Origin of the sequence: Mesobacillus harenae (assembly GCF_013343715.1) — a bacterium.
Classification (GTDB): Bacteria; Bacillota; Bacilli; order Bacillales; family Cytobacillaceae; genus Mesobacillus_A; species Mesobacillus_A harenae.
In genome coordinates, this window is sequence record NZ_JABUNR010000015.1 from 110251 (window position 1) to 131669 (window position 21419).

Genomic DNA, 21419 nt, shown 5'->3' on the forward strand with positions numbered 1-21419 from the left:
TGTCTCTCAAGAAATATATCCTATTCTTCTTACACCAACTATTCCGCGTTTTAAAGGTATTAGGATGTTTCTGAGGATGCGAAAACAGTCTTGAAGGTCAACGACTTGCATGTGTACCGTGAAAGCATTCATGCATTAAAACGAGTAAATCTGGAAATAAAAGAGGGACAGCTTAGTACAATCATCGGGACAAATGGTGCCGGCAAATCTACTTTATTGAATACAATCGCAGGCTTGCTGCTTCCAAAATCGGGACAAGTGATTTTAGAAGAAAAAATATTACCGGAGTTCCGGCCGAAAAGCTTGCCTATACAGGTATAAGCCTTGTTCCGGAACGAAGAGGGATGTTTCCTGAATTAATGGTTGAAGAAAGTTTGCGGCTTGGCGCTTTTAACCGTTATAAAGGATACGTGGCATCAAAAGCTGTCATAAAAGGAATTGAAGAGGATATAGAAGAATGTACGAGCTCTTTCCTCGTTTAAAAGAAAGGAGAAAGCAGCTTTAGGTACTTTGAGCGGTGGAGAGCAGCAGATGCTGGCAATTGCAAGAGGACTGATGGCACGGCCGAAGATTTTGCTGCTCGATGAACCATCTCTTGGCCTTGCACCCATTATAGTGGAAGAAATCTTTGAAACCTTGTATCAGCTAAAACAAACAATCAGAGACTACTATCATTTTAGTCGAACAAAACGCCAAAGCAGCCCTGCAAGTCGCCGACTGGGGATACCTGTTGGAAAACGGCAAAATAAGGATTAAAGGAAAGCCGAGTGAACTTGCGAGAAATGAAATCGTGCAGGGAGCTTATTTAAGTATTCATTAATTGGGTGGCTAAATGGGGACGGTTCTGGGTTTGCCGATTGGCAAGCTCAGAACTGTCCCCACTCTTCTATAATTAAAAGAGTGGTGGTATCCTACTAGGACTCTGAACTCCCTATTAAATTATTAATTTGGGAGGATCTACACTTTTATAATATGGACCGTAGTGTTGCTCAAAAAGATAATCAATTTGAATAGTGGATGTAACCTGTTGGTTATATTTATTACCTAACAAATCTTGAAAAGTAAAAATAAACGAAAATGTTATTTTAGGAAGGTGGGAAATTTTCTGTTGCTCGAAGTCCGCGGATGCTTTGGAAAAATCGGTGGTAAAATAACTCTCCTCTAATACTAGTCCAAAAAGGCTTATTTCGAAATAAAATTTCTCACCTATTTCTAATACTTCAAGCGCATATGTGGACAGTACTTGAAGGTCGTTTGTTTTTAATATTCTATTCTCTAGTTTTAAATCTTTTATTCCAATTTCGACCGCATTTCCAAGGCCAATGTTTTTGACTTCACCATGAAACTCAATTTCTTTCAAGTACAAATCCTTAGGTCTCTCTTTAATTTCTGCAAATCCAGCCTCAATACCTAACTTATATTTATCTTTATCTAATTTTAGTATTTCCTCACTCTTAAATTGAGTGATCCTAAAATATGGCTGTATTCTCTTTCTATCCTGGTCTCGATATTGATAGTGTGTATATAATATGGTAGCTATTAAACCAACTAAGGTAACTAGTGCACCAGAAAAACTTCCGAAAAATCCAATCCAATCATTGTTTTCTGCTACTGCCATACCAAAAGGTGGTTTAAGAGTTACAATAACATTTACTATTATAGGACTAATTAAAAATAATAAGACCCCACAGAATATCAACCATTTATATTTTTTTATATATTCTAACATCATTTAATCACCTCGCCTTCAAGTAATCCTGAACTAACCACTAGAATTATATTATATAATTCTTTTATCTTACTTAGTATAATCAACGTTCACTTCTGCAATATACTACCTTTCCTTTTATGAAGTTTTAGTGCCATTCTCCCAATCCAATAATTAAAAAAGTCCATAAAAGAAAAAGCTGCGCATTTATAAAGATATGGTAATCCGTGGCATTTGCTGTATAGCAATGAACCGGGTTAACTGTTTAATTTTTCCGCTACCTTCAAATAAGGATCAAGTAGCTTCGCCGAGGAGCGGAGTAGTGTTTTTGACACCCTTAAATAACCGTAAGTTGACGGTATTGCCTGTCCAGAATTAGTCGATTATAATGTCCGTATATAATTCAAAACAAGGTGCCTGACCCCCGGTGCGTTAATTTGGTAAAGAAATAAGGCAGCAAGTGGTTTTTTAAATCTGGGTGCCTGACCCTGGGTACGTGTTAAAGGGTCAGGGGTTAGTGTAATTTTGATCCGGAGAGATAAAGGATGCTGGTCCTCTATGTAGGACTAGCTCTTATTTTATAATAAGGTGCCAGGCCATGGTGTGCGTTATTTACTTAGGGAAAACTGGGTAAGTGACGTCTCTTTTTCTGTAGATAGAACCTTACGTCATTTCAGCCGATAAGAATACGAGTCTGTGACTGGTTCCATGTATTGACAAGGCTGAGGAAAAGGCATAAAATATTAATGGAACACACGTTCTTATATTTGCGTGTTTAAAGGAGGTTTTTTTATGTCCAGGAAGCCTCGGATTTGGTATCCGGGAGCCATGTACCACATTGTGGCCAGGGGGAATCGGCGGGCAGCGATTTTTACCGATCCAATTGATTATGAAACCTATCTTTCTATTATGGAAGATGTCCGCAGCATGATGCCTTTTGTATTACACTCCTACTGTTTAATGACCAACCACCTTCACCTTCAGCTTGAAACCACCTGCCATCATATCCAGCACATCATGAAAGAAATGCATTCCCGTTATGCCGTTTATTTAAATCAGCGCTTAAGAACAGATGGCCATGTTTTCCAGGGCCGTTATGGAGCCAGGCTCATTGAGACAGATGCTTATTTTTTGGAAGTAAGCCGTTATATCCATCGGAATCCATTGGAGGCCAGAATGATCTCCAATCTTGTTGATTATCGTTTGAGCAGTTATCCCTCCTATATAAGTCTTCAGAATAATCCCCATGTAAACCCCAATAAAACGTTATCCTATTTTCGAGAACCGCATGAAGAACACTATAAAAGATTCGTTGAGAAAGAAGTTACCATGAATGAGGGGGCGGGAAAAGCATGTGCGCAAGAGCGGTAAGCATTGGATTAAGAGGGATTGACGGGTACCTGGTAGAAGTAGAGGTAAAGGCGCTGGCGGGAATGGATGCGATTATCATTGTCGGGCTCCCTGATGCATCGGTCAAGGAATCGAAGGAAAGGGTATCTGCTGTGCTGCATTCTCTCGGCATTTCTCTATTGGGACAAAAAATAATCATTCATCTTTCACCGGCCGAAATGAAAAAGAACGGTCCGATGTTTGACCAAGCAATGGCCATTAGCGTGCTGCAGAGTGTTGGTGAACTTAAAGCTGACAACCCGGATTATACAGGTTTTATCGGGGCTTTATCGCTGGATGGGAGAGTGCAGCTGTAAACGATAAACTAGAATCAACAGTTTTCCACAAATAAGGATAAACAAATTTCAACAAATAAGAATCAACAGTTTACCTTAATTAACCCACTTTCTATATACTTAATGCAATCTATGGAAGTGAGGAATAAATAGGAGTGGAAAGATTGATGATTTACAACGAGGTTCATAGGTGTAACCGTCAAGTAGTTATGAACAGTTTTTGCTCACTAAGTTTGAACACTTTTGCTTCAAAAATTGTTCTCCGGTTTTTAATTCCGTTGCCTCATCAAATGACATCTCCAGGTATTTATAAACTGTGTTTTTAGATATCCCTAATTTCTAGAAGATGGCTGCTACCTTAAACCTTTTTTATTGAGTTATTAACTAATGACTATGATGAAAATATCATCATAGCTTAACTAAGGGTATTATAGATGAAAAGGTGTTCATTATTATCTAGCAAAAACTGTTACTCTAGTCTAGCAGTTACAGTAGTCATATTTACGCAAAATATGATATGGTAAAATTATCAAAATTGACTAGTCTTTTTGGGGAGGCACCCAATATGTACAATGTATCCAATGATAAGGCAATAAAAATTGGCGCAACTACTTTTGCAGAACTTAATTACAAAGAAAGTTATATCGAAGAATTGCTTCGAAAAAATATCGATATGATATGTGATGAAGAAGAATCGATGCTCATTGTTGGTAAGCAAGTTAGAAACGCCCAGCATGGAATTAGTGATCTTACGGCTGTTGATAATAAGGGAAATATTGTTTTAGTTGAAATTAAAAGAGATCGTAGGGATATCGAAGGGCGAAAAGAGGCCTTTGAATTTCAAGCCATACGATATGCAGCCAGTTATGCAACGATTGAGGATCCAGAGGATTTGGTTAATAAAATTTATGCACCATACATCGAAAAATATCGTAATGAATTTGAAGAGAGCTCGTTAACTAGTGCAGAGCTTGGGACTAGAAAACTGACTGAGTTTTTGCGAGAAAATGGTGCAGAGAGCAACTTTAATAAGAATCAAAAAATCATACTAGTTTCATCTGACTATGATGAACAAACTTTATCGGCTGTTGCTTGGCTGAATAGTAATAATGTTGATATCAGTTGCTTTAAAATGATACCATACAAAATTACCGACCAAGTGTATATAAATATTGAAAAGGTTTTACCATTAAGTACATATAAAGATTACTATGTGAATTTCTTAGACAGCCCTATAAAAGGTAGTTCCCAGAAAAAGGGCTTCACACGGAGAGCGCTGCCTAAAATTAATGAAATGCTTGAATGGGGCGTGGTTAAAGCCGGTGATACGATCGTTGCAAAAGGTCGGGATGATGAAGGCACACTTTTGCCTAATGGGAACGTTGAGGTTAATGGCGAAGAAATCTCCATGCAGAAATGGTTAAAGGAACTATTTGGCTGGTCTAGTATTCAGACTTATGTGTTCGCTGTTCATCAGGAGACTGGGAAGACACTTTCTCAGATACGGGAAGAGTATATGGAAAAAGAGCAAGAAGATAGTATTTGAAATCTAAGTGTTAAGAAAACGTATGTTATATAATAGCTAAATTTGTGTATTTGGGGGATAAATATATGAGCCAATTTCATATGGGCGTTATAAAAAATTATTTGGTTGAAACTTTCAACGAGAAAATTGACCTAAAAGATTATGAGGGTAAAAGTGAACATGATCAGACAAATGCATTCTTAACAAGATCGGTTGCTGCATATACTATGATGTCATTATGTGATATTACGGCAGAGGAAGCAGGTTCTAGTGTCACAGACGGTTACGGTGATAACGGAATTGATGGTTTTTACTATAACCAAAAGGAAAACCTGCTTTTATTAGTGCAATCAAAATGGAGAAATGATGGAACGGGCAGTGTTGATAGAGGTGAAATTCAAAAGTTTTTACAGGGCGTAAGAGATTTAATTGTTCCAAGGTTTGAAAGGTTTAATGAAAAAATTAATAAAAGAAGTACAGAAATTGAGCAAGCACTTAGAAATGCCAATACCAACTTTATGTTAGTTCTTTCGTATACCGGCCAATCGGATTTAAGTGCAGATGTGGAACAAGATATCCGTTCCTTTTTAGAAGAATTAAATGATTCTTCAGATTTTGTTACATTTAAAACATTAAAGCAAAGTAACCTTTATCATATGATAGCTAAAGGAGCACAAGGGGATCCAATTAAGGTAGACGTAGCAATTTCGAATTGGGGAAGTATTGAAGAACCAAATAAAGCTTATTATGGACAGGTAGCGGCTAGTGATATAGCACAGTGGTGGGAAGAATACTATCCAAGGCTCTTCTCCCCTAATATCAGGATGTTTTTAGGAGATACAGATGTAAATGATAACATCACTAATACGCTGAAAAATGAACCCGAGAAATTTTGGTACTATAATAATGGAATTACAGCATTGTGTTCAACCATTAAAAAGAAACCTTTAGGTGGGGCAAAAAGGGAGTATGGAATATTTGAAGTTGAGGATCTGAAAATAGTAAATGGTGCTCAAACAGCTGGATCAATAGCGAAGGCTGCTAGAAGTAATATAGAAAATGTTGAAAAAGCTGTTGTAAATATAAGATTTATTCAATTAAAAGATAGTCCAGAAGTGTTTGAGAGGGAGATTACAAGAAATACTAATACACAAAATCGAATAGAAAAACGAGACTTTGTAGCATTGGATCCAGAGCAAGAACGTATAAAAGACGAACTAAAATTACATGGTATAAATTACGTATATAAATCTGGGGAAATTGCTCAAAGCAGTGAAGAAAATTTTGATATTGTGGAGGCAACTGTTGCAAGGGCTTGTAACCAAATAGATATTGATTTGGCAGTACAGGCTAAGAGGGAAATTGGTAAACTTTGGGATGATATTGAAAAGGCTCCATATAAGAAATTGTTCAATGCTAGTGTAAACAGTATAGAATTATGGAAACAGGTACAAATACTGCGTACTGTGGAGGAAGGGTTGTCTGAAAAGGAATATACTGGTCGTGAAAGACTATATGCAATTCATGGTAATAGATTTGTGGCTAATTTAGTTTTTAGAGAATTATATGAAATAATGGCAAAAGACCAATCTCAAATACTTACGGAAGAACAAAAGGACCTTATAAAGGATAAAACTCAAAATATACTTCAGGAACTTACAACGATTGCAGAAGAAAAGTATCCTGAATCAATGTTAGCAAGCCTTTTTAAAAATCTTTCTAAGTGCAAGGAAATTCATAAGGAATATGTCAATCGTCAAACTGCATAGTATTAACAATAATAATGTAGACTTTTAACTAATGGATGTGGTGGAACAGTCAGTTTCTTCTATTATATATGGACCCATTACCTAAGTGGTAGTGGGCTTTTTTGTTGTCTTCATTTATAAATACATCTAACACGCATAGTATCTATTTTTGCAAAAACATCATTATAAAAAGAAAAAAGATACAATATCTAGTGTTTTGAGGATGGAATTAATTCTATATATAGTTTTTTATCATTTTCGAATCATGGGGTTTTGTTCCTTGGTGAAATGGCCGAGTTCCATGAGAAATACCCATTTGAACTAGCATCCTGTCTTATGACAAACCACTTTCACCTCGAGGTCAGTCGCTATATTCATTTGAATCCAGTTGCAGCAAAGATGGTTAAGCAGCCTGAATATTATCCTTGGAGCAGTTATCATTTATATAAATACGCTCAATCAGTTCCGCCTAGTTATCTAAACATAAACCGTCTTTGGATTATTATGAGGGGCCGAGGGAGGAGAGAAGCGGAAGAAGTATTGTCACAGTAACGCCTCGGGATTTGTCGAAAGGTAAAGTGCTGGAGGAAGAGTTTTTTTCGACTTCTTTACGGCACCTGGTTCCCAATCAATGGATTTCCCAATTTAAACCATTTAACTATTCCATTATCTGTGTTATAGTCAAATATTGACTTTCTAACAATCGAGTGAACGAATATATAGATATTTCCTAAATAAAATAAAATGAAATTTAAATGAGGTTGAATATATGAGTATATTAACAGTTAAAGACCTAAACCACGGATTTGGCGATCGTACGATCTTTGATAATGTTTCCTTCCGTTTGTTAAAAGGTGAACATATCGCTTTAATTGGGGCTAACGGTGAAGGTAAATCGACGTTTATGAATATCATCACAGGGCAACTTCAGCCTGATGATGGAAAAGTCGAGTGGGCTAAGAATCAACGGGTTGGTTATCTTGATCAACACACTGTTTTACAAAAAGGACTGACAATCCGTGACGTACTAAATACAGCTTTTCAATATCTCTTTGACGTTGAATCGAATATTAATACCATTTATGGAAAGTTAGCTGACGTTACACCTGAAGAAATGGAAAAGCTGTTAGAGGAAGTTGGTACATTACAAGATATATTAACAAATAATGATTTTTATATTATTGATTCTAAAGTAGAAGAAGTGGCACGGGGACTTGGTCTTGAGGATGTAGGATTAGAAAAAGATGTTCATGATTTAAGCGGTGGGCAAAGAACGAAGGTTTTATTAGCCAAGCTTTTACTGGAGAAGCCAGATATTCTTCTTTTAGATGAGCCTACAAACTATTTAGACGAACAACACATTGAGTGGTTAAGACGTTACCTGCAAGAATACGAAAATGCCTTTTTATTGATTTCTCATGACATACCATTTCTTAATAGCGTAGTTAATGTCATCTACCATTTGGAAAATAAAGAATTAAATCGCTACATCGGTGATTACAACAATTTCCTTACTGTCTATGAGGCTAAAAAAATACAAGTAGAAGCTGCTTTTAAACGACAACAATCAGAGATTTCTAATTTAAAGGATTTTGTAGCCCGTAATAAGGCAAGGGCCTCTACTAGTAGCCTGGCCATGTCCAGACAGAAAAAACTCGATAAAATGGATGTTATTGAATTAGCACAGGAACGACCAAAACCTGATTTTAACTTTAAAGAAGCAAGAACCTCTGGTAAATTAATTTTTGAGACGAAAGAATTTATCATTGGTTACGAAGAGCCACTATCCAAACCGTTAAATCTTTATATCGAGCGTGGACAAAAAGTGGCCTTAGTTGGTGCCAATGGGATCGGTAAAACGACACTCCTTCGTAGCATGCTTGGAGAAATAAGATCTCTTTCTGGTACACTTGAACGTGGTGAACACCAGTATATTGGCTATTTTGAACAAGAAGTGAAAACGGATAATCAGAACACGTGCATCGAAGAAATATGGAATGAGTTTCCTCATTTAAGCCAAGGACAGGTACGCGCTGCTCTTGCAAGATGTGGTTTAACTAGAAAACACATTGAAAGTAAAATATCGGTTTTAAGTGGTGGAGAGAAAGCGAAAGTCCGGTTATGCAAGCTCCTTAACCGAGAAAGCAATGTCCTTATTTTCGATGAGCCAACCAACCATTTGGATAAAGACGCAAAAGCTGAGCTTAAACGAGCATTAAAGTCGTATAAGGGAAGCATGCTCCTTATCTCTCATGAACCTGAGTTTTACCAAGACGTAGTAACAGATATTTGGGACGTAGAATCATGGACAACTAAAGCTTTATAGTGACTTCTCCCCATGCATAAATGCAGGGGATTCTTTTTTAAACCTTCACCAAGCTAATCGAGGAGTAATTGTTCCTTATTTTTACCCATATTAGGGTACGCCACATTAAAGGTTTTGCTAAAACGAACTCCTGCCAGCTCTTGAATACATTCTTGTCGTGGATCAGTCATAGTCTTTGAAGTATTTCTGCGATATATAAAAATTTGTAGCTACCAAATTGTTATAATACTAACCAAATGATTGTGTAAAACGGAAACCACGAGTCCTTACTTTCATACTGGGTGGAAAATAAAAAGACCTGAGTCCAGTGGAACACCAAACTCAGGTCTTTACTATTTTCTAATAACTATAATGCTGCTCAGGAAGGTTATCATATACAGCAGGATCAGCCGTTAAAATAGACCCGTTTGCAAGTGCTTTTGCGGTAGAATCCATCGCATCAAAGGCCTGCTTGATTAAATAACCGTTCGATTTTTGACCAAGAACATACGGCTCGTACGAATGATCTGCCATCCCGCGCATTTCAAACAGCATCACAGAGATTCCATACTGAAGAGCCATTGCATTGGAGGCAACGCTTATATTGGTGGATGGTTCATCATATTTCAATACAAATCCCCAGCCCTTAGAATTTACACTTTCTAACAGGACTGAAGCTAATTTTTTCGAGCCAAGCAAGACATCTGGGTCAACATCTGGGTGATAAGGAGCCAGTACCGAACCCGTTGTTAACTTCCCAAAGTAATCCTCCTGAGTCCCTTGGTGATGAAAATCAATCATATAATCAATATCGTATTTTTGGAGGACATTGTTGTGCAATGCTTGTGTTTCAGGTGCAACCTTGTTTACGTGATCACGGTTCAGGTCCGTTCTGTTTGCATTATAGCGAGTTAGATGGCGTCCGCTCGCCATATAGTTCTCAAGCGAGAAATTCACATCGCCCATTGCACCGTCAACGTTTAACATTGGGACAATCAGGATATTTACGTTCTTTAGCATATCCTGTGTTTGTTTCGAGTTTGAGCCAAGATGACGTATGTAATCGAGTGCTCCCTCAGTTGTTAAGGCTTCGTTCCCATGCTGCTGAGTAAGAAAAAGAATGGTTGGGTTTTCTGGGTTAGACATGTATTTGGCAAGATAAAGATCACGGCCCTTTACCGATTGGCCAATCACCTCGAGCTCCATTTGCCGCTGTCTTTCAGCTTCCTTTTGTAGAAGACTAGCCATCCCATCATAGGTAGTCAGCATCGCAGTTTGCACCGTTTCGTTTCCATTGACATCCGGACCATTGCCAGTAGCAAACGACGTTGTAAGCCCCAGGCCCGAGCTTGCAAGAACAGCAGACAAAGAAAGTGTGAGCAATTTTTTCTTCATTAAAACTCCCCCTTATTAATTGGAAATAACCAGGCAGTTCCATTATAAGGGGGAGTTGTCTATCACTCAATATATTGTGAAGATTCAATCAATAAATGAGCTAGATTTACTAGATAAGTGGGCCTATAGTCTTTATACCATTCTAGATTAGAACACTCCTCTTAATAGAAAACCTCTTCGGTCAATTTCGGGGTGTCACTGTGATGCCCCTCAAGACACAATTCCCACCCTCTGCAGCAAACTAAACAAATGATTTGGATATTTCAAAAATGAAATCAAGGAACCTTGTTTTGGTATTTTCTAAGTATTTGTTTTTTAAAAAAACTGCTTACTTCTGCCGATTCTAATAAATCTTTCAATAATGAAATTGAAATTTTGTTATTGAAAGATTTTTAGTATATTTATTGCTATAATTTAGACAAAACAAAACTTTCTGAATTGTAAACCCTCCATATCCTTTGCTTATATTATTTTTTATTAAGTTGGCATGGTAATTGCATAAATGAAAAATGAATAATATTTGTGAGGTGAGAGGATGGAAGAAAAAGCTGTATCATCTGTTCGGTATGAACATGGTGGAGATGAATTTGTATTTGTTGAATTGTCTGAAGCGATGACACTGGAAGCGATGTTTAAAGGAATGGCGATCACGAATAAGTTGAAGGAGAAGAATTTGCCTGGCATTATCGATGTTTGTCCGGGAAATGCTTCCTATATGATTCGTGTTGATCCCGAAGTATTGCATCCAAATGATTTGATTGTGGTTTTAAAAGAATTAGAGCATTCGGTTACGGATTATAAAAGTTTACCCATTGCCTCAAGATTAGTAGATGTTCCGGTTTTGTTTGAAGATCCATGGACACACGAAGCGTTGATGAGATTCAGAAACAATCATCAGGATCCGGAAGCAACAGACCTTGAATATTCAGCTAAAGTTAACGGATACCAAACAGGAGAAGAATTGATTAAAGCGATTACAACCTATCCATTTTTGGTCTCCATGATAGGATTCGTTCCTGGTTTGCCGTTTTCGTTCCAGCTTACTTCTCAGGAGAAGCAGATTGAGGTCCCTAAATATGTAAGGCCTCGAACCTTTACACCGGAGAGAGCTTTCGGGTTTGGCGGAGCTTTTGCTGTTATTTATCCGGTTGATGGGGCTGGAGGATATCAGTTATACGGCCGTGCTCCCGCTCCGATTTTAGATGTAGAACAGGAGCTGGCTGATTTTAAAGATTCTATGGTGTTTCCTCGTCAGGGAGATATATTGCGATATCGGAATGTGACCAGAGAAGAGTATGATGCAGTAAGGGAAGAGGTTAAGAACGGAACCTTCCAATATAGGATGAAAGAAATGTCCTTTACACCAGGAGAAGTAATGGCAGACCCGCTTGCTTTTGCAGATAAAGTAATGGGGAGGTTATACAATGATTAAAGTGAGAAAGCCAGGACTCCAAACGACTGTTCAGGATAATGGTAGAAACGGATATTATGAGCTCGGAATGCCCCCGTCCGGAGCGATGGATAAGTATTCTTTTCACTCTGCAAATCTACTAGTGGGAAATGATGAAAATGCGGCAGTATTAGAAGCTACATATATAGGGCCGGAGTTAGAGTTTCAAGAAGATTTATTGATTGCGATTACTGGTGGGGAACTTCAGCCTAAAATAAATGGGAATCCCGTTGATTTGTGGCAGGCTGTTTCAGTGAAAGAAGGAGACATCCTAACCTTTGATTTTATAAAGCAAGGAGCAAGAATCTATATTGCCTTCTCTGGTGGGATAGAAGTCCCGGAGAAAATGGGTTCAAAATCCACTTACACACTTTGTGGAATCGGAGGACTCGAAGGACGTGCCCTCAAAGAAGGAGACGTACTTCACACAGGAGAAATGAAAATCTCTGATGTGAAAATTGGCGCGTCCATACCCGAAGAGCTCCGCCCCACGTTCAGTAAACATAACGAGATCCGTGTGGTTATGGGTCTATGCAGCTATCGTTTAACAGAAGAAAGTAAGGAGCGCTTTTTAAGTATAGACTGGACTGTTACACCTGATGCCAACCGCGTGGGTTACAGGTTCAAGGGTGAAGCGCTTGATTTTATTCCAAGGGAACAGCCATTCGGAGCAGGGGGTAATCCTTCTAACGTAACAGATTTAGGCTATCCGATAGGATCCATTCAAGTGCCGGCTGGCATAGAACCGATCGCTCTATTGCATGATGCTGTTACAGGTGGCGGTTATGCAACAGTTGCCACTATTATAAGCAGTGATTTAAATAAGATGGGACAAATTAAGTCGAATGAAAAGGTGCGATTCGTTTCTGTCACATTAGACGAAGCGATCCAGGCGCGCAAGGAAGTCGGAGAAAAAATTGAGAAGATAAAGGAAATTTTAAAGTGAAATCGGGGGTATTTCAAATGAGTATTAAAAAAGAAATTTCATCACCAGTACCAGGTGTTTTTTATCGTCGGCCAAGTCCGGAAGAAGATTTATATTGTAATGAGGGAGATACTGTAAAGGCTGGAGATACGATCGGGCTTGTAGAAGTAATGAAGAACTTTTATGAAATTAAGGCTGAGGATGACGGTGTGGTCGAAACGTTTAATGTTAAAACGGATGAATTAGTTGATGCTGGACAGGCTGTTGCGATACTTACGTTAAAATAATCTGAAGGGAGCATTTATGAATGGCATACTTTAAGCGAGTACTGATCGCAAACCGTGGGGAAATAGCTCGCAGAATTATCAAGACTTGCAAAAAACTCGGTATTGAAACCGTTGCCGTCTATTCAGATGCGGATAAGGAAGCCCCTTTTGTTAAAGAAGCGGACCAGGCGGTTAACATTGGTCCTCCTCAGGCAAAGGACAGTTATTTAAGAGTGGATAAAATTATCCAGGCGGCAAAGGAAACGGAATCAGATGCGATTCATCCGGGATATGGGTTTTTATCGGAAAATCCTGCTTTTGCAAAAAAGTGCCGTGATGAACAAATCACCTTTATCGGCCCTTCTTCTGAAGTAATTGAATTGATGGGGGATAAAATACAGGCCCGTAAGAAGATGGAGGAAGCTGGAGTGCCGATTGTACCCGGTTGGAATGGAAAACTAGAATCGGTCGAACATGCTGTATCTGTTGCGACTGAATTAGGTTATCCGCTCATGTTGAAAGCGAGCGCCGGCGGTGGCGGTATTGGAATGGAGCTTGTCAACGATGAAGCTGGGTTGAGGAAAGTATTTCCTTCCGTCGCGAAAAAAGCGGAATCTTTTTTCGGTAACAGTACTCTTTTCCTGGAAAAATGGATTGAAGACCCGCGTCATATTGAAGTTCAAGTCGTTTGTGACCATCATGGAAATGCTGTTCATTTATACGAGAGAGAATGTTCCATTCAGAGAAGGAATCAAAAAATCGTTGAGGAAGCACCATCACCTTCTTTAACAGAAGACCTTCGCCAGAAGCTTTGTGAAACGGCTATCCAGGGGGCGAGGAACATTCAATATAAAAACGTAGGAACAATGGAGTTCATCTTTGATGGCGACCAGAACTTCTATTTTCTAGAAATGAATACACGGCTTCAGGTAGAGCATCCTGTCACAGAAGAAATCACCGGGCTTGATTTAGTAGAGCTTCAGTTGAAGATTGCAGCGAATGAAGTGTTGGATTTAACACAGGAAGATATCAAGATAAAAGGACATGCCATTGAAAAACGCCTATACGCAGAAGATCCTGTTACATTTTTCCCTTCTCCAGGAAAATTAGAAAAATTATACTTCCCAAGCGAAAATGTTAGATTGGATTTTGCTGTAGAGGAAGGTAATTTGGTAACGCCCTTTTATGATCCGATGATCGGAAAAATAATAACCTTCGGCAACGATCGGAAAGAAGCGATCGCTAAGATGAATGATGTCCTTTTAAAATCAGAAGTACAGGGGATTAAAACGAATCTGCCTCTACTAAAAGAGATTGTTCATAATGAACAGTTCAAAGCTGGAAAGTATACTACTAAATTTATTGAAAACCATCTTCAGGTTAAAAATTAATAGAATAGGAGGGAGATGCGTGTTAGTAGATTTGAATTGTGATATGGGCGAAAGCTTCGCCCTTTATAAAATGGGAAACGATGAAGAAATGATGCAATATATCACTTCGGCCAACCTAGCTTGTGGATACCATGCCGGGGATCCTGCCATTATGAATAAGACAGTTGAACTTGCTAAAAAATATAAAGTAGGCATCGGAGCGCATCCAGGATTTCCTGATTTGATCGGATTTGGGCGAAGGTATATGAGTGCAACGCCAGAGGAAATTCGAGATTTCGTAATCTATCAAACAGGGGCACTAAGAGAATTTACCGCCTATCATCAAGTTAGCCTTCAACACTGTAAGCCCCATGGAGCTATGTATATGATGGCGATGGAAGATGAAAAAATAGCAAGGGCTATTTTAGAAGGCCTCTCTAAAATAAATCCTAATATTATCGTGTTTGCCATGAACAACTCTGCTGTAGAAGCAGTTGGGGAACAAATGGGAATCCGGGTGGCAAAAGAAGTATATTCTGACCGGGAACATACAATGTCAGGTTCTATTGTTTTAACACGGAAGGGATCTGAGATCACTGATTATGACCATCTTGCAAATCGGGTTGTTAGAATGGTAAAGGAAGGAAAAGTTATTACCGACAAGGGTGAGGATGCAAGTGTTAAAGCACAAACAGTTTGCATCCACGGAGATACACCGGGTGCACCGATGTTGGCCAGGAAGATTACTGAAGCCTTAAGGGAAAATGATATTCAAGTAATGCAAATCTCCGATATTATTACGTAGGTTCATTGCTCCCCCCTTTTAGGTGTATAAAAATAAATACCATAGATATTTGGTATGCTAAATAAGGGGGGAGAACATGATTTTATGGAACGATCTAATTAAACCCATTCCGATTAAGATGGAGAAAGAGACAACTGTTAGCGAAGCACTTTGTGAAATGTTAGCGAGTGGAAGCGAGATCGTGTTTGTTTATGAGGGAGAAGATTTAATTGGCTATCTGGAACTGAAAGATTTAATTTTGGAGAAAAATCAAACCAACCTTATTCAGTATAAAACGGATATGCTGAAAGTACCTCAACATAAACCCGTTGAGTTTTATTACAATTGCTCGATCTTTATTGGGATAAATAAACAGAACGAGATTACAGGATACATAACCAAAGAAGAGGCTATTAGTAAAAGGAATGAAATTAAACTTTCACGAATGAATGAAAGTATAGATAGTGCTGAAATTGGTATTATTACGATGGATAAAAAGTTTAATGTCTCGTTTATGAATGAGACGGCTGAAAACATCATCGGATTGACAAGGGCCTTCCTAATAGGGCGGAACTATCTGGATTTAATTCATTCCGTTCACAATATTGAAGATGTTCTTACAGGCAGGAGACTTCATAACATCAACACGTCTTTCAACTTCAAAAAAATGAGTGGACATTTTTCTCCTGTATATCGAAATGGCGAGATCAACGGTATCGTCCATATTTTCTTTTTGCAGCAGCAGCTAGAGGAAGGTGCAAAAGAATTAGAATTTGTTAAAGAATTGAACGAAGACCTGGAGGCCATTTACTCCGCCTCTAATGAACAGGTTTTAGTCGTTAATCCAAAGGGAGAAATCACACGGTTAACCGGTACTTTCTTATCTGATTTCTGGGGATTTGATCATAAAGAAGTTCTATTAGGAAAAAATGTCAGGGAATTAGAAGAAGAGGGGATCTTTTGCCCTAATATCGTTTCTTTATGCTTAAAAGAAAAGAAGAAACTATCACTCGTTCAAAAAACGGATCAGGACGTTAAAATCTGGTCAACAGCAACTCCTATTTTAAATGAAGAAAAAGAGATTAAAAAGGTTATAGTGATCTCCCGGGATGTTACCTCATTTCATCAACTTCAGGAAGAAATAGCAGGAGTAAGCCAAATAACAGGGGATCCTTCACTAGCTGATGATATAGAGCAACCAGAGAAACCTTTGATTTACCGATCGAAAGTGATGTCTGAACTGGTTAATGAGATAAAGAACATCGCTCATTTTGATTCAACCGTCCTCCTATCAGGAGAGTCAGGGGCCGGAAAGGAAGTTATCGCCCATCACATTCATCTTCATAGCCAGAGAAATAACGCTCCTTTCCAGAGTATCAACTGTGGTGCTATTCCAGAAAACTTGCTTGAAAGTGAATTGTTCGGATATGAAAAAGGAGCATTTACAGGTGCTTCGACAGCCAAAAAGGGCCTCCTGGAGTTTGCGAACAAGGGGACACTTTTACTTGATGAGATTTCAGAATTACCCCTTCATATGCAGGTGAAGCTGCTTCGTGCATTGCAAGAAAGAGAAATTGTTCGGGTTGGTGGATGGAAAAGAATAAAAATTGATGTCAGAATCATTGCCACTACAAATCGAAATATGATTGAACTGGTCAAAGCAAAAAAGTTCAGAGAGGATCTCTATTACCGTTTAAACGTAATACCAATCCATATTCCTGCTCTAAGAGAAAGAAAGGGAGATATTATCCCTCTTGCTCTGCAGTTTTTATCCACCATCAACCATGATTATCAAAAAGAGAAAAGTCTTTCGCGGGAGGCATTATTAACCCTTGAAAGTTATCATTGGCCCGGCAATGTGAGAGAGCTTCAAAATATTATTGAAAGGCTTGCAGTCACAACAGGCTATAATACAATCCAACAGGAAGATGTGTTTAAAGCACTTTTCCAGCCAATAGAATCGAATGAACCAAAAGTGATGGTTGATGAAATCATCCCTTTAAAGGATGCCATAAAAGAATTGGAGGATAAACTGATTTCGATGGCACTACAGAGATATGGAAAAGCATCCGAAGCAGCAAAAGTTTTACAAGTAAGTCCTGCCACGCTGAGCAGAAAAATGAATAGTAACAAATAGGAGAGAATCCAATTGTTCACTTTACCTGAAACCCGTTTTGATTTATGCGGGGATGAATACATTTATGCTGAAATTACAAAAGACATGAGTGCAGAAAGCAATTTTAAAGCGATAGCGATTACAAATGAGCTGAGGAGACGTAACATTCCGGGAATCATAGAGATTTATCCGGCAAATGCATCCTATCTTGTTCGTTACAATCCGGAGGTTATCTCCCCGACCGACTTGATGGATTATTTAAAAGAAATTGATATCACAAAGAGTAACGTTTCAGAACTTAATTTTAACAGTAGAATAATAGAAATCCCTGTCTGGTATGATGATCCATTCACGAACGAATACGCACAACGATTTAAAGACCGGAATCTGAAACATGAAATCTCTGATTTTGAATATGTCATGAAGGCAAATGGTTACTCGGATAAAAAGATGTTCATTGAAGCACATACTGATATGCTTTACATGATTACGATGCTTGGCTTTAGTCCTGGATTATCCTGGGCATTTCCACTTGGAGTTCCACAGGAAAAAATTATTCAGGCACGAAAATATACCAGTCCACGTACGCAAACACCGGGACAGGCCGTTGGAATAGGTGGCGCCTTTTCGGTTATTTACCCACAAAATTCTCCTGGCAGCTACCAATTGATCGGAATTTCAGGTGTTCCGGTCTATGATCAAAAGAAAAGATTCAATGCATTTTCAGAATCGGTTTTTTTGGCAAAGCCCGGTTATCTATGGAAACACCGTGCTGTTGAGGAAGAAGAATATCGCAAAATTGTTAAAGAAGTTGAACAGGGAACTTATCACTATAAAGTAAAAGAGTTTAACTTTTCTGCTGAAGAATATTCCACTAGAAAGAAGGATTATATCAAGCAATTAATGGAGGACTTTTAAAGTGTTTAAAATAGTAAAACCGGGATTAAAAGCCACGATACAGGATATGGGAAGGTATGGTTATTACCATTTAGGTGTTCCGCCATCGGGAGCAGCGGATAAATTTTCTTTTCAACTGGGAAACCTTTTGCTCGGTAACCCTGTAGATGTTGCTGCACTGGAAATTACATTACTGGGTCCGGAAATTGAAGTAAGAAAGAATACAGTTATAAATATAACCGGTGCTCCAATAAATGTATTTATAAACAGCAGGGAAGTACCGATGTGGGAAAATATAGAGGTTAAAAAAGGCGATATCATATCCTTTGAATATAAGAAGAACAGTGGCGGGGTTTTTACTTTTATTTGTGTCTCAGGTGGAATTTCACACCCTAAAGTGTTAGAGAGTCGTTCAACGTACCTATTAGGCGATTTTGATGGATATTTAAGTAAGAAGCTTGAAGCGGGAGATGAAATAATGCTCAGTGAAACGCTACCTGGAGCTTTTAAGCTGGTGGGAAAGTCTTTAAAAGAGAGCGATATCCCATCCTTTCCAAATGATATAGATGTTCATGCCGTAATGGGTCTGACGAGCAGCAGAATAACCGATACAGGTATTCGGAATTTTTTGACCAATGAATGGAAGGTGGATATTGAATCGAACAGGGTCGCTTATCGATTGAAAGGACCAACCATTGATTACGCTGATTATAATCCTCCCTTTGGATCCGGCGGAAGCTATGCAAATGTGGTTGACATGGCTTATCCGATAGGTGCGATCCTGCTTCCTAACCCTGAAGAAGTCATCGTACTATTAAATGACGGCACCGGTGGGGGTGGGTTTGTATCGATGGGGACAGTGATTAGTCCTGACCTCGACTTACTTGCACAAGCGCGTCCTTTTTCCACCCTTCGCTTTCATGCTGTAACAGTCGAGCAAGCTCTTCATAGAAGACTTGAGAGAAAGAAGAAACTAAAGGATATTCAAGAAAACTTATAATATGGGAAACCTCCGGAGGTCACAGTGACGCTCCGGTATTTGTCGTTGCTAAAGAGCTGGAGTGCGGTCTCTCTATTTTGTAACTCTTGGTCACAGTGACGCCCCGGAATTTATCGAAAGGTAAAGAATTAAATTAAACAGGAGCGATAACAGAGTCAAGACGTTCATTATCTTCTAAGAATCGCTCTTTTAGAAAATATCCTTGTTCTGAAAGTTATCTATTGACATAGTATAGTAATAATTATAACCTAAATCATAGTAAGTTTATCAGAATTGACGGAATTGGAAAAGCTGGTTTTTTGGAGTAATAAAATCACATGGGGGGAGAAACATAATGGACACTTTATTTATTTTAATTAATATCGTTATCATGCTCGCACTTATTGGTATTCTTTTTTACATGCAAAAAAAGAACGTTTCTTTTAGTAAACGTGTATTCACAGGTTTAGGTCTTGGTATATTACTAGGAACATTTTTACAACTAGCTTATAATGCTGACTCAGTAATTATTGGTACAACGACTGACTGGTTCAATATTGTCGGTAGAGGTTATGTCAGTTTATTAATGATGATTGTTATGCCACTCATCATGGTATCCATTATTCAGTCGATTATTAACTTAGAGAAATCTGCAGAATTAGGAAAAATGACGGCTTGGATTATCGGTATTTTGGTTGCAACTGCAATGGTTGCGGGCATTGTTGGTATTTCAGCTGCATCTATCTTTAACTTGGATGCTAGTCAAATCGAAGCTGGTCAAGCAGAAAGTGATAGAGGGCTTGCTTTGGAAGAACGATTAGGTTCTGTTGAAGACTTAACAGTACCGCAGCAAATTTTAAGTTTTATTCCGTCTAATCCATTTCATGATATGACAGGGGAACGTGCGACATCCACGATTGCAATAGTAATCTTTTCTATTATTGTTGGAATTGCTGTTCTCGGAGTCCGTAGAAAGCAGCCAGAGCAAGCGGAGGTATTTGTTAATTGGGTGAATGCTGTCTATGCCATTGTTATGCGAATTGTAACACTAATTTTGCGCTTAACACCATATGGAATTTTGGGGTTAATGGCTAATACAGTAGCAAATACAGATGTGGCTGGAATTCTTGAACTCGGTAAATTTGTTGGGGCATCCTATGTGGCGTTACTAGCTATGTTTATTATCCACTTAATCGTAATTGGATTATTTGGACTTAATCCGGTAACATTCCTACGTAAGGTATTACCAGTGCTGGGATTTGCTTTTACATCTCGCTCAAGTGCAGGTACCATTCCACTTAATATTCAAGCACAGAAGAATAGCTTAGGAGTAAACGAGGGAATTGCCAATATGTCAGCATCGTTTGGTGCGACAATCGGACAGAATGGTTGTGCAGGGCTTTATCCTGCTATGTTAGCAGTAATGATTGCACCATCACAAGGTATTGATCCATTATCACCAGGATTTATTATCCAATTAGTTCTTATTATTGGTATTACTTCATTTGGTGTAGCGGGTGTAGGTGGCGGTGCTACCTTTGCAGCGTTAATTGTACTTTCATCTATGAACCTACCAGTCGCATTAGCAGGGTTACTCATTTCAGTCGAACCATTAATCGACATGGGACGTACCGCCTTAAATGTAAACGGTGCGATGCTATCCGGTACACTAACATCAAGAATCATGAAAAAACTAAATTTAGATACATTTAACAACCCTAATGCAATTGAAAAGGATACAAGTATTTAGGTCGCAGTGACGGTAGAGTGCCTGTCACTCCCCGATTAATCTTGTTTCACGTAATGTTTCACATTTGTGTTTTTATACTCTGCGGGAGCTACCCTGCAGAGTTTTTATTTTTTCCTAATAATTTGTTAAGAATCGTCGTTACCTACTGGTTAGTGGGCTCTTTCATTTGCCTCTTTTTATAGGTACATCTATTACGCATAGTGTTCAAATATACCATATTATGCCAGTTTAAGGGCGAAATGAAAGAGTCCGACCATCTCCTAGATGAAGGCCAATCCAATCACAACATCGCATCTAACTAGAATTATCTCCCCAACACAACTCAACAATCCTACTCTTCATTGTAATTCATATCTTACCAGCTGATTTTCTTGAAAGTTCCCCCTGGATGACTTGGCTGATCATATGGTCTTCAATGATTATTCGGACATTTTGTGAGCTATACGGAAGCTATGAGTGCAAGATTGATGCTGGGACTACAAATCTTACTCATGAGTTTTTCAGTTACCGTAGTTC

16 protein-coding genes and 1 pseudogene are annotated in these 21419 nt (G+C 38.6%); 15 read left to right on the forward strand and 2 right to left on the reverse strand.

Annotated features, from left to right (window positions below):
* The first annotated feature begins 90 nt into the window (after positions 1-90).
* Positions 91-820 (forward strand): annotated as a pseudogene (locus tag HRJ06_RS17930) (ABC transporter ATP-binding protein).
* Positions 821-934: 114 nt separating this feature from the next.
* Here HRJ06_RS17930 and HRJ06_RS17935 read toward each other — a convergent pair.
* Positions 935-1732 (reverse strand): hypothetical protein, encoded by a 798-nt coding sequence (locus HRJ06_RS17935; RefSeq protein ID WP_174734337.1) that lies wholly within the window; start codon positions 1730-1732, stop codon positions 935-937.
* A 768-nt stretch (positions 1733-2500) separates the two neighbouring features.
* Here HRJ06_RS17935 and HRJ06_RS17940 point away from each other — a divergent pair.
* The 5 genes from HRJ06_RS17940 to HRJ06_RS17960 all read left to right on the forward strand — a co-directional run bounded on the left by HRJ06_RS17940 (position 2501) and on the right by HRJ06_RS17960 (position 8992).
* Positions 2501-3079, forward strand: coding sequence for a transposase (locus tag HRJ06_RS17940; RefSeq protein ID WP_174734338.1), 579 nt, complete (start codon positions 2501-2503; stop codon positions 3077-3079).
* The gene (locus HRJ06_RS17945) at positions 3061-3414 is read left to right on the forward strand and encodes a magnesium chelatase domain-containing protein (protein ID WP_174734339.1); all 354 of its coding nucleotides are present in this window, start codon (positions 3061-3063) and stop codon (positions 3412-3414) included. Before HRJ06_RS17940 ends, HRJ06_RS17945 begins: the two co-directional genes overlap by 19 nt.
* Before the next feature lie 544 nt (positions 3415-3958).
* On the forward strand, positions 3959-4939 hold the full coding sequence (locus HRJ06_RS17950; RefSeq protein ID WP_174734340.1) for a hypothetical protein: 981 nt from the start codon (positions 3959-3961) through the stop codon (positions 4937-4939).
* 65 nt (positions 4940-5004) lie between these two features.
* A complete protein-coding gene (locus HRJ06_RS17955) occupies positions 5005-6687 on the forward strand; it encodes an AIPR family protein (protein ID WP_174734341.1) in 1683 nt (560 codons plus the stop codon).
* Positions 6688-7435: 748 nt separating this feature from the next.
* Entirely contained in the window at positions 7436-8992 is a 1557-nt protein-coding gene (locus HRJ06_RS17960) for an ABC-F family ATP-binding cassette domain-containing protein (protein WP_174734342.1), read from the forward strand.
* Positions 8993-9331: 339 nt separating this feature from the next.
* Here the strand turns inward: HRJ06_RS17960 and HRJ06_RS17965 are convergent, their stop codons facing one another.
* On the reverse strand, positions 9332-10366 hold the full coding sequence (locus tag HRJ06_RS17965) for a M14 family zinc carboxypeptidase (RefSeq protein ID WP_174734343.1): 1035 nt from the start codon (positions 10364-10366) through the stop codon (positions 9332-9334).
* A 535-nt stretch (positions 10367-10901) separates the two neighbouring features.
* On the opposite strand from HRJ06_RS17965, the gene HRJ06_RS17970 reads away from it, so the two are divergent.
* The 9 genes from HRJ06_RS17970 to HRJ06_RS18010 all read left to right on the forward strand — a co-directional run bounded on the left by HRJ06_RS17970 (position 10902) and on the right by HRJ06_RS18010 (position 20903).
* Complete coding sequence (locus tag HRJ06_RS17970) at positions 10902-11798, forward strand: 5-oxoprolinase subunit B family protein (protein WP_174734344.1); 897 nt, start codon at positions 10902-10904, stop codon at positions 11796-11798.
* A complete protein-coding gene (locus HRJ06_RS17975) occupies positions 11791-12762 on the forward strand; it encodes a 5-oxoprolinase subunit C family protein (protein ID WP_174734345.1) in 972 nt (323 codons plus the stop codon). The genes HRJ06_RS17970 and HRJ06_RS17975 overlap by 8 nt, the downstream gene beginning before the upstream one ends.
* A gap of 17 nt (positions 12763-12779) precedes the next feature.
* Positions 12780-13028, forward strand: a complete 249-nt coding sequence (locus HRJ06_RS17980) for an acetyl-CoA carboxylase (RefSeq protein WP_174734346.1) — start codon at positions 12780-12782, stop codon at positions 13026-13028.
* A 20-nt stretch (positions 13029-13048) separates the two neighbouring features.
* Complete coding sequence (locus HRJ06_RS17985; protein ID WP_174734347.1) at positions 13049-14398, forward strand: acetyl-CoA carboxylase biotin carboxylase subunit; 1350 nt, start codon at positions 13049-13051, stop codon at positions 14396-14398.
* Between the two features lie 19 nt (positions 14399-14417).
* Entirely contained in the window at positions 14418-15182 is a 765-nt protein-coding gene (locus HRJ06_RS17990) for a LamB/YcsF family protein (protein ID WP_338421120.1), read from the forward strand.
* Positions 15183-15258: 76 nt separating this feature from the next.
* Positions 15259-17298, forward strand: coding sequence for a sigma 54-interacting transcriptional regulator (locus HRJ06_RS17995; protein ID WP_174734349.1), 2040 nt, complete (start codon positions 15259-15261; stop codon positions 17296-17298).
* Between the two features lie 12 nt (positions 17299-17310).
* Positions 17311-18195, forward strand: coding sequence for a 5-oxoprolinase subunit B family protein (locus tag HRJ06_RS18000; protein ID WP_174734350.1), 885 nt, complete (start codon positions 17311-17313; stop codon positions 18193-18195).
* A gap of 1 nt (position 18196) precedes the next feature.
* A complete protein-coding gene (locus HRJ06_RS18005; protein WP_174734351.1) occupies positions 18197-19174 on the forward strand; it encodes a 5-oxoprolinase/urea amidolyase family protein in 978 nt (325 codons plus the stop codon).
* 334 nt (positions 19175-19508) lie between these two features.
* Positions 19509-20903 (forward strand): L-cystine transporter, encoded by a 1395-nt coding sequence (locus HRJ06_RS18010; protein ID WP_174734352.1) that lies wholly within the window; start codon positions 19509-19511, stop codon positions 20901-20903.
* The last annotated feature ends 516 nt before the right edge of the window (positions 20904-21419 follow it).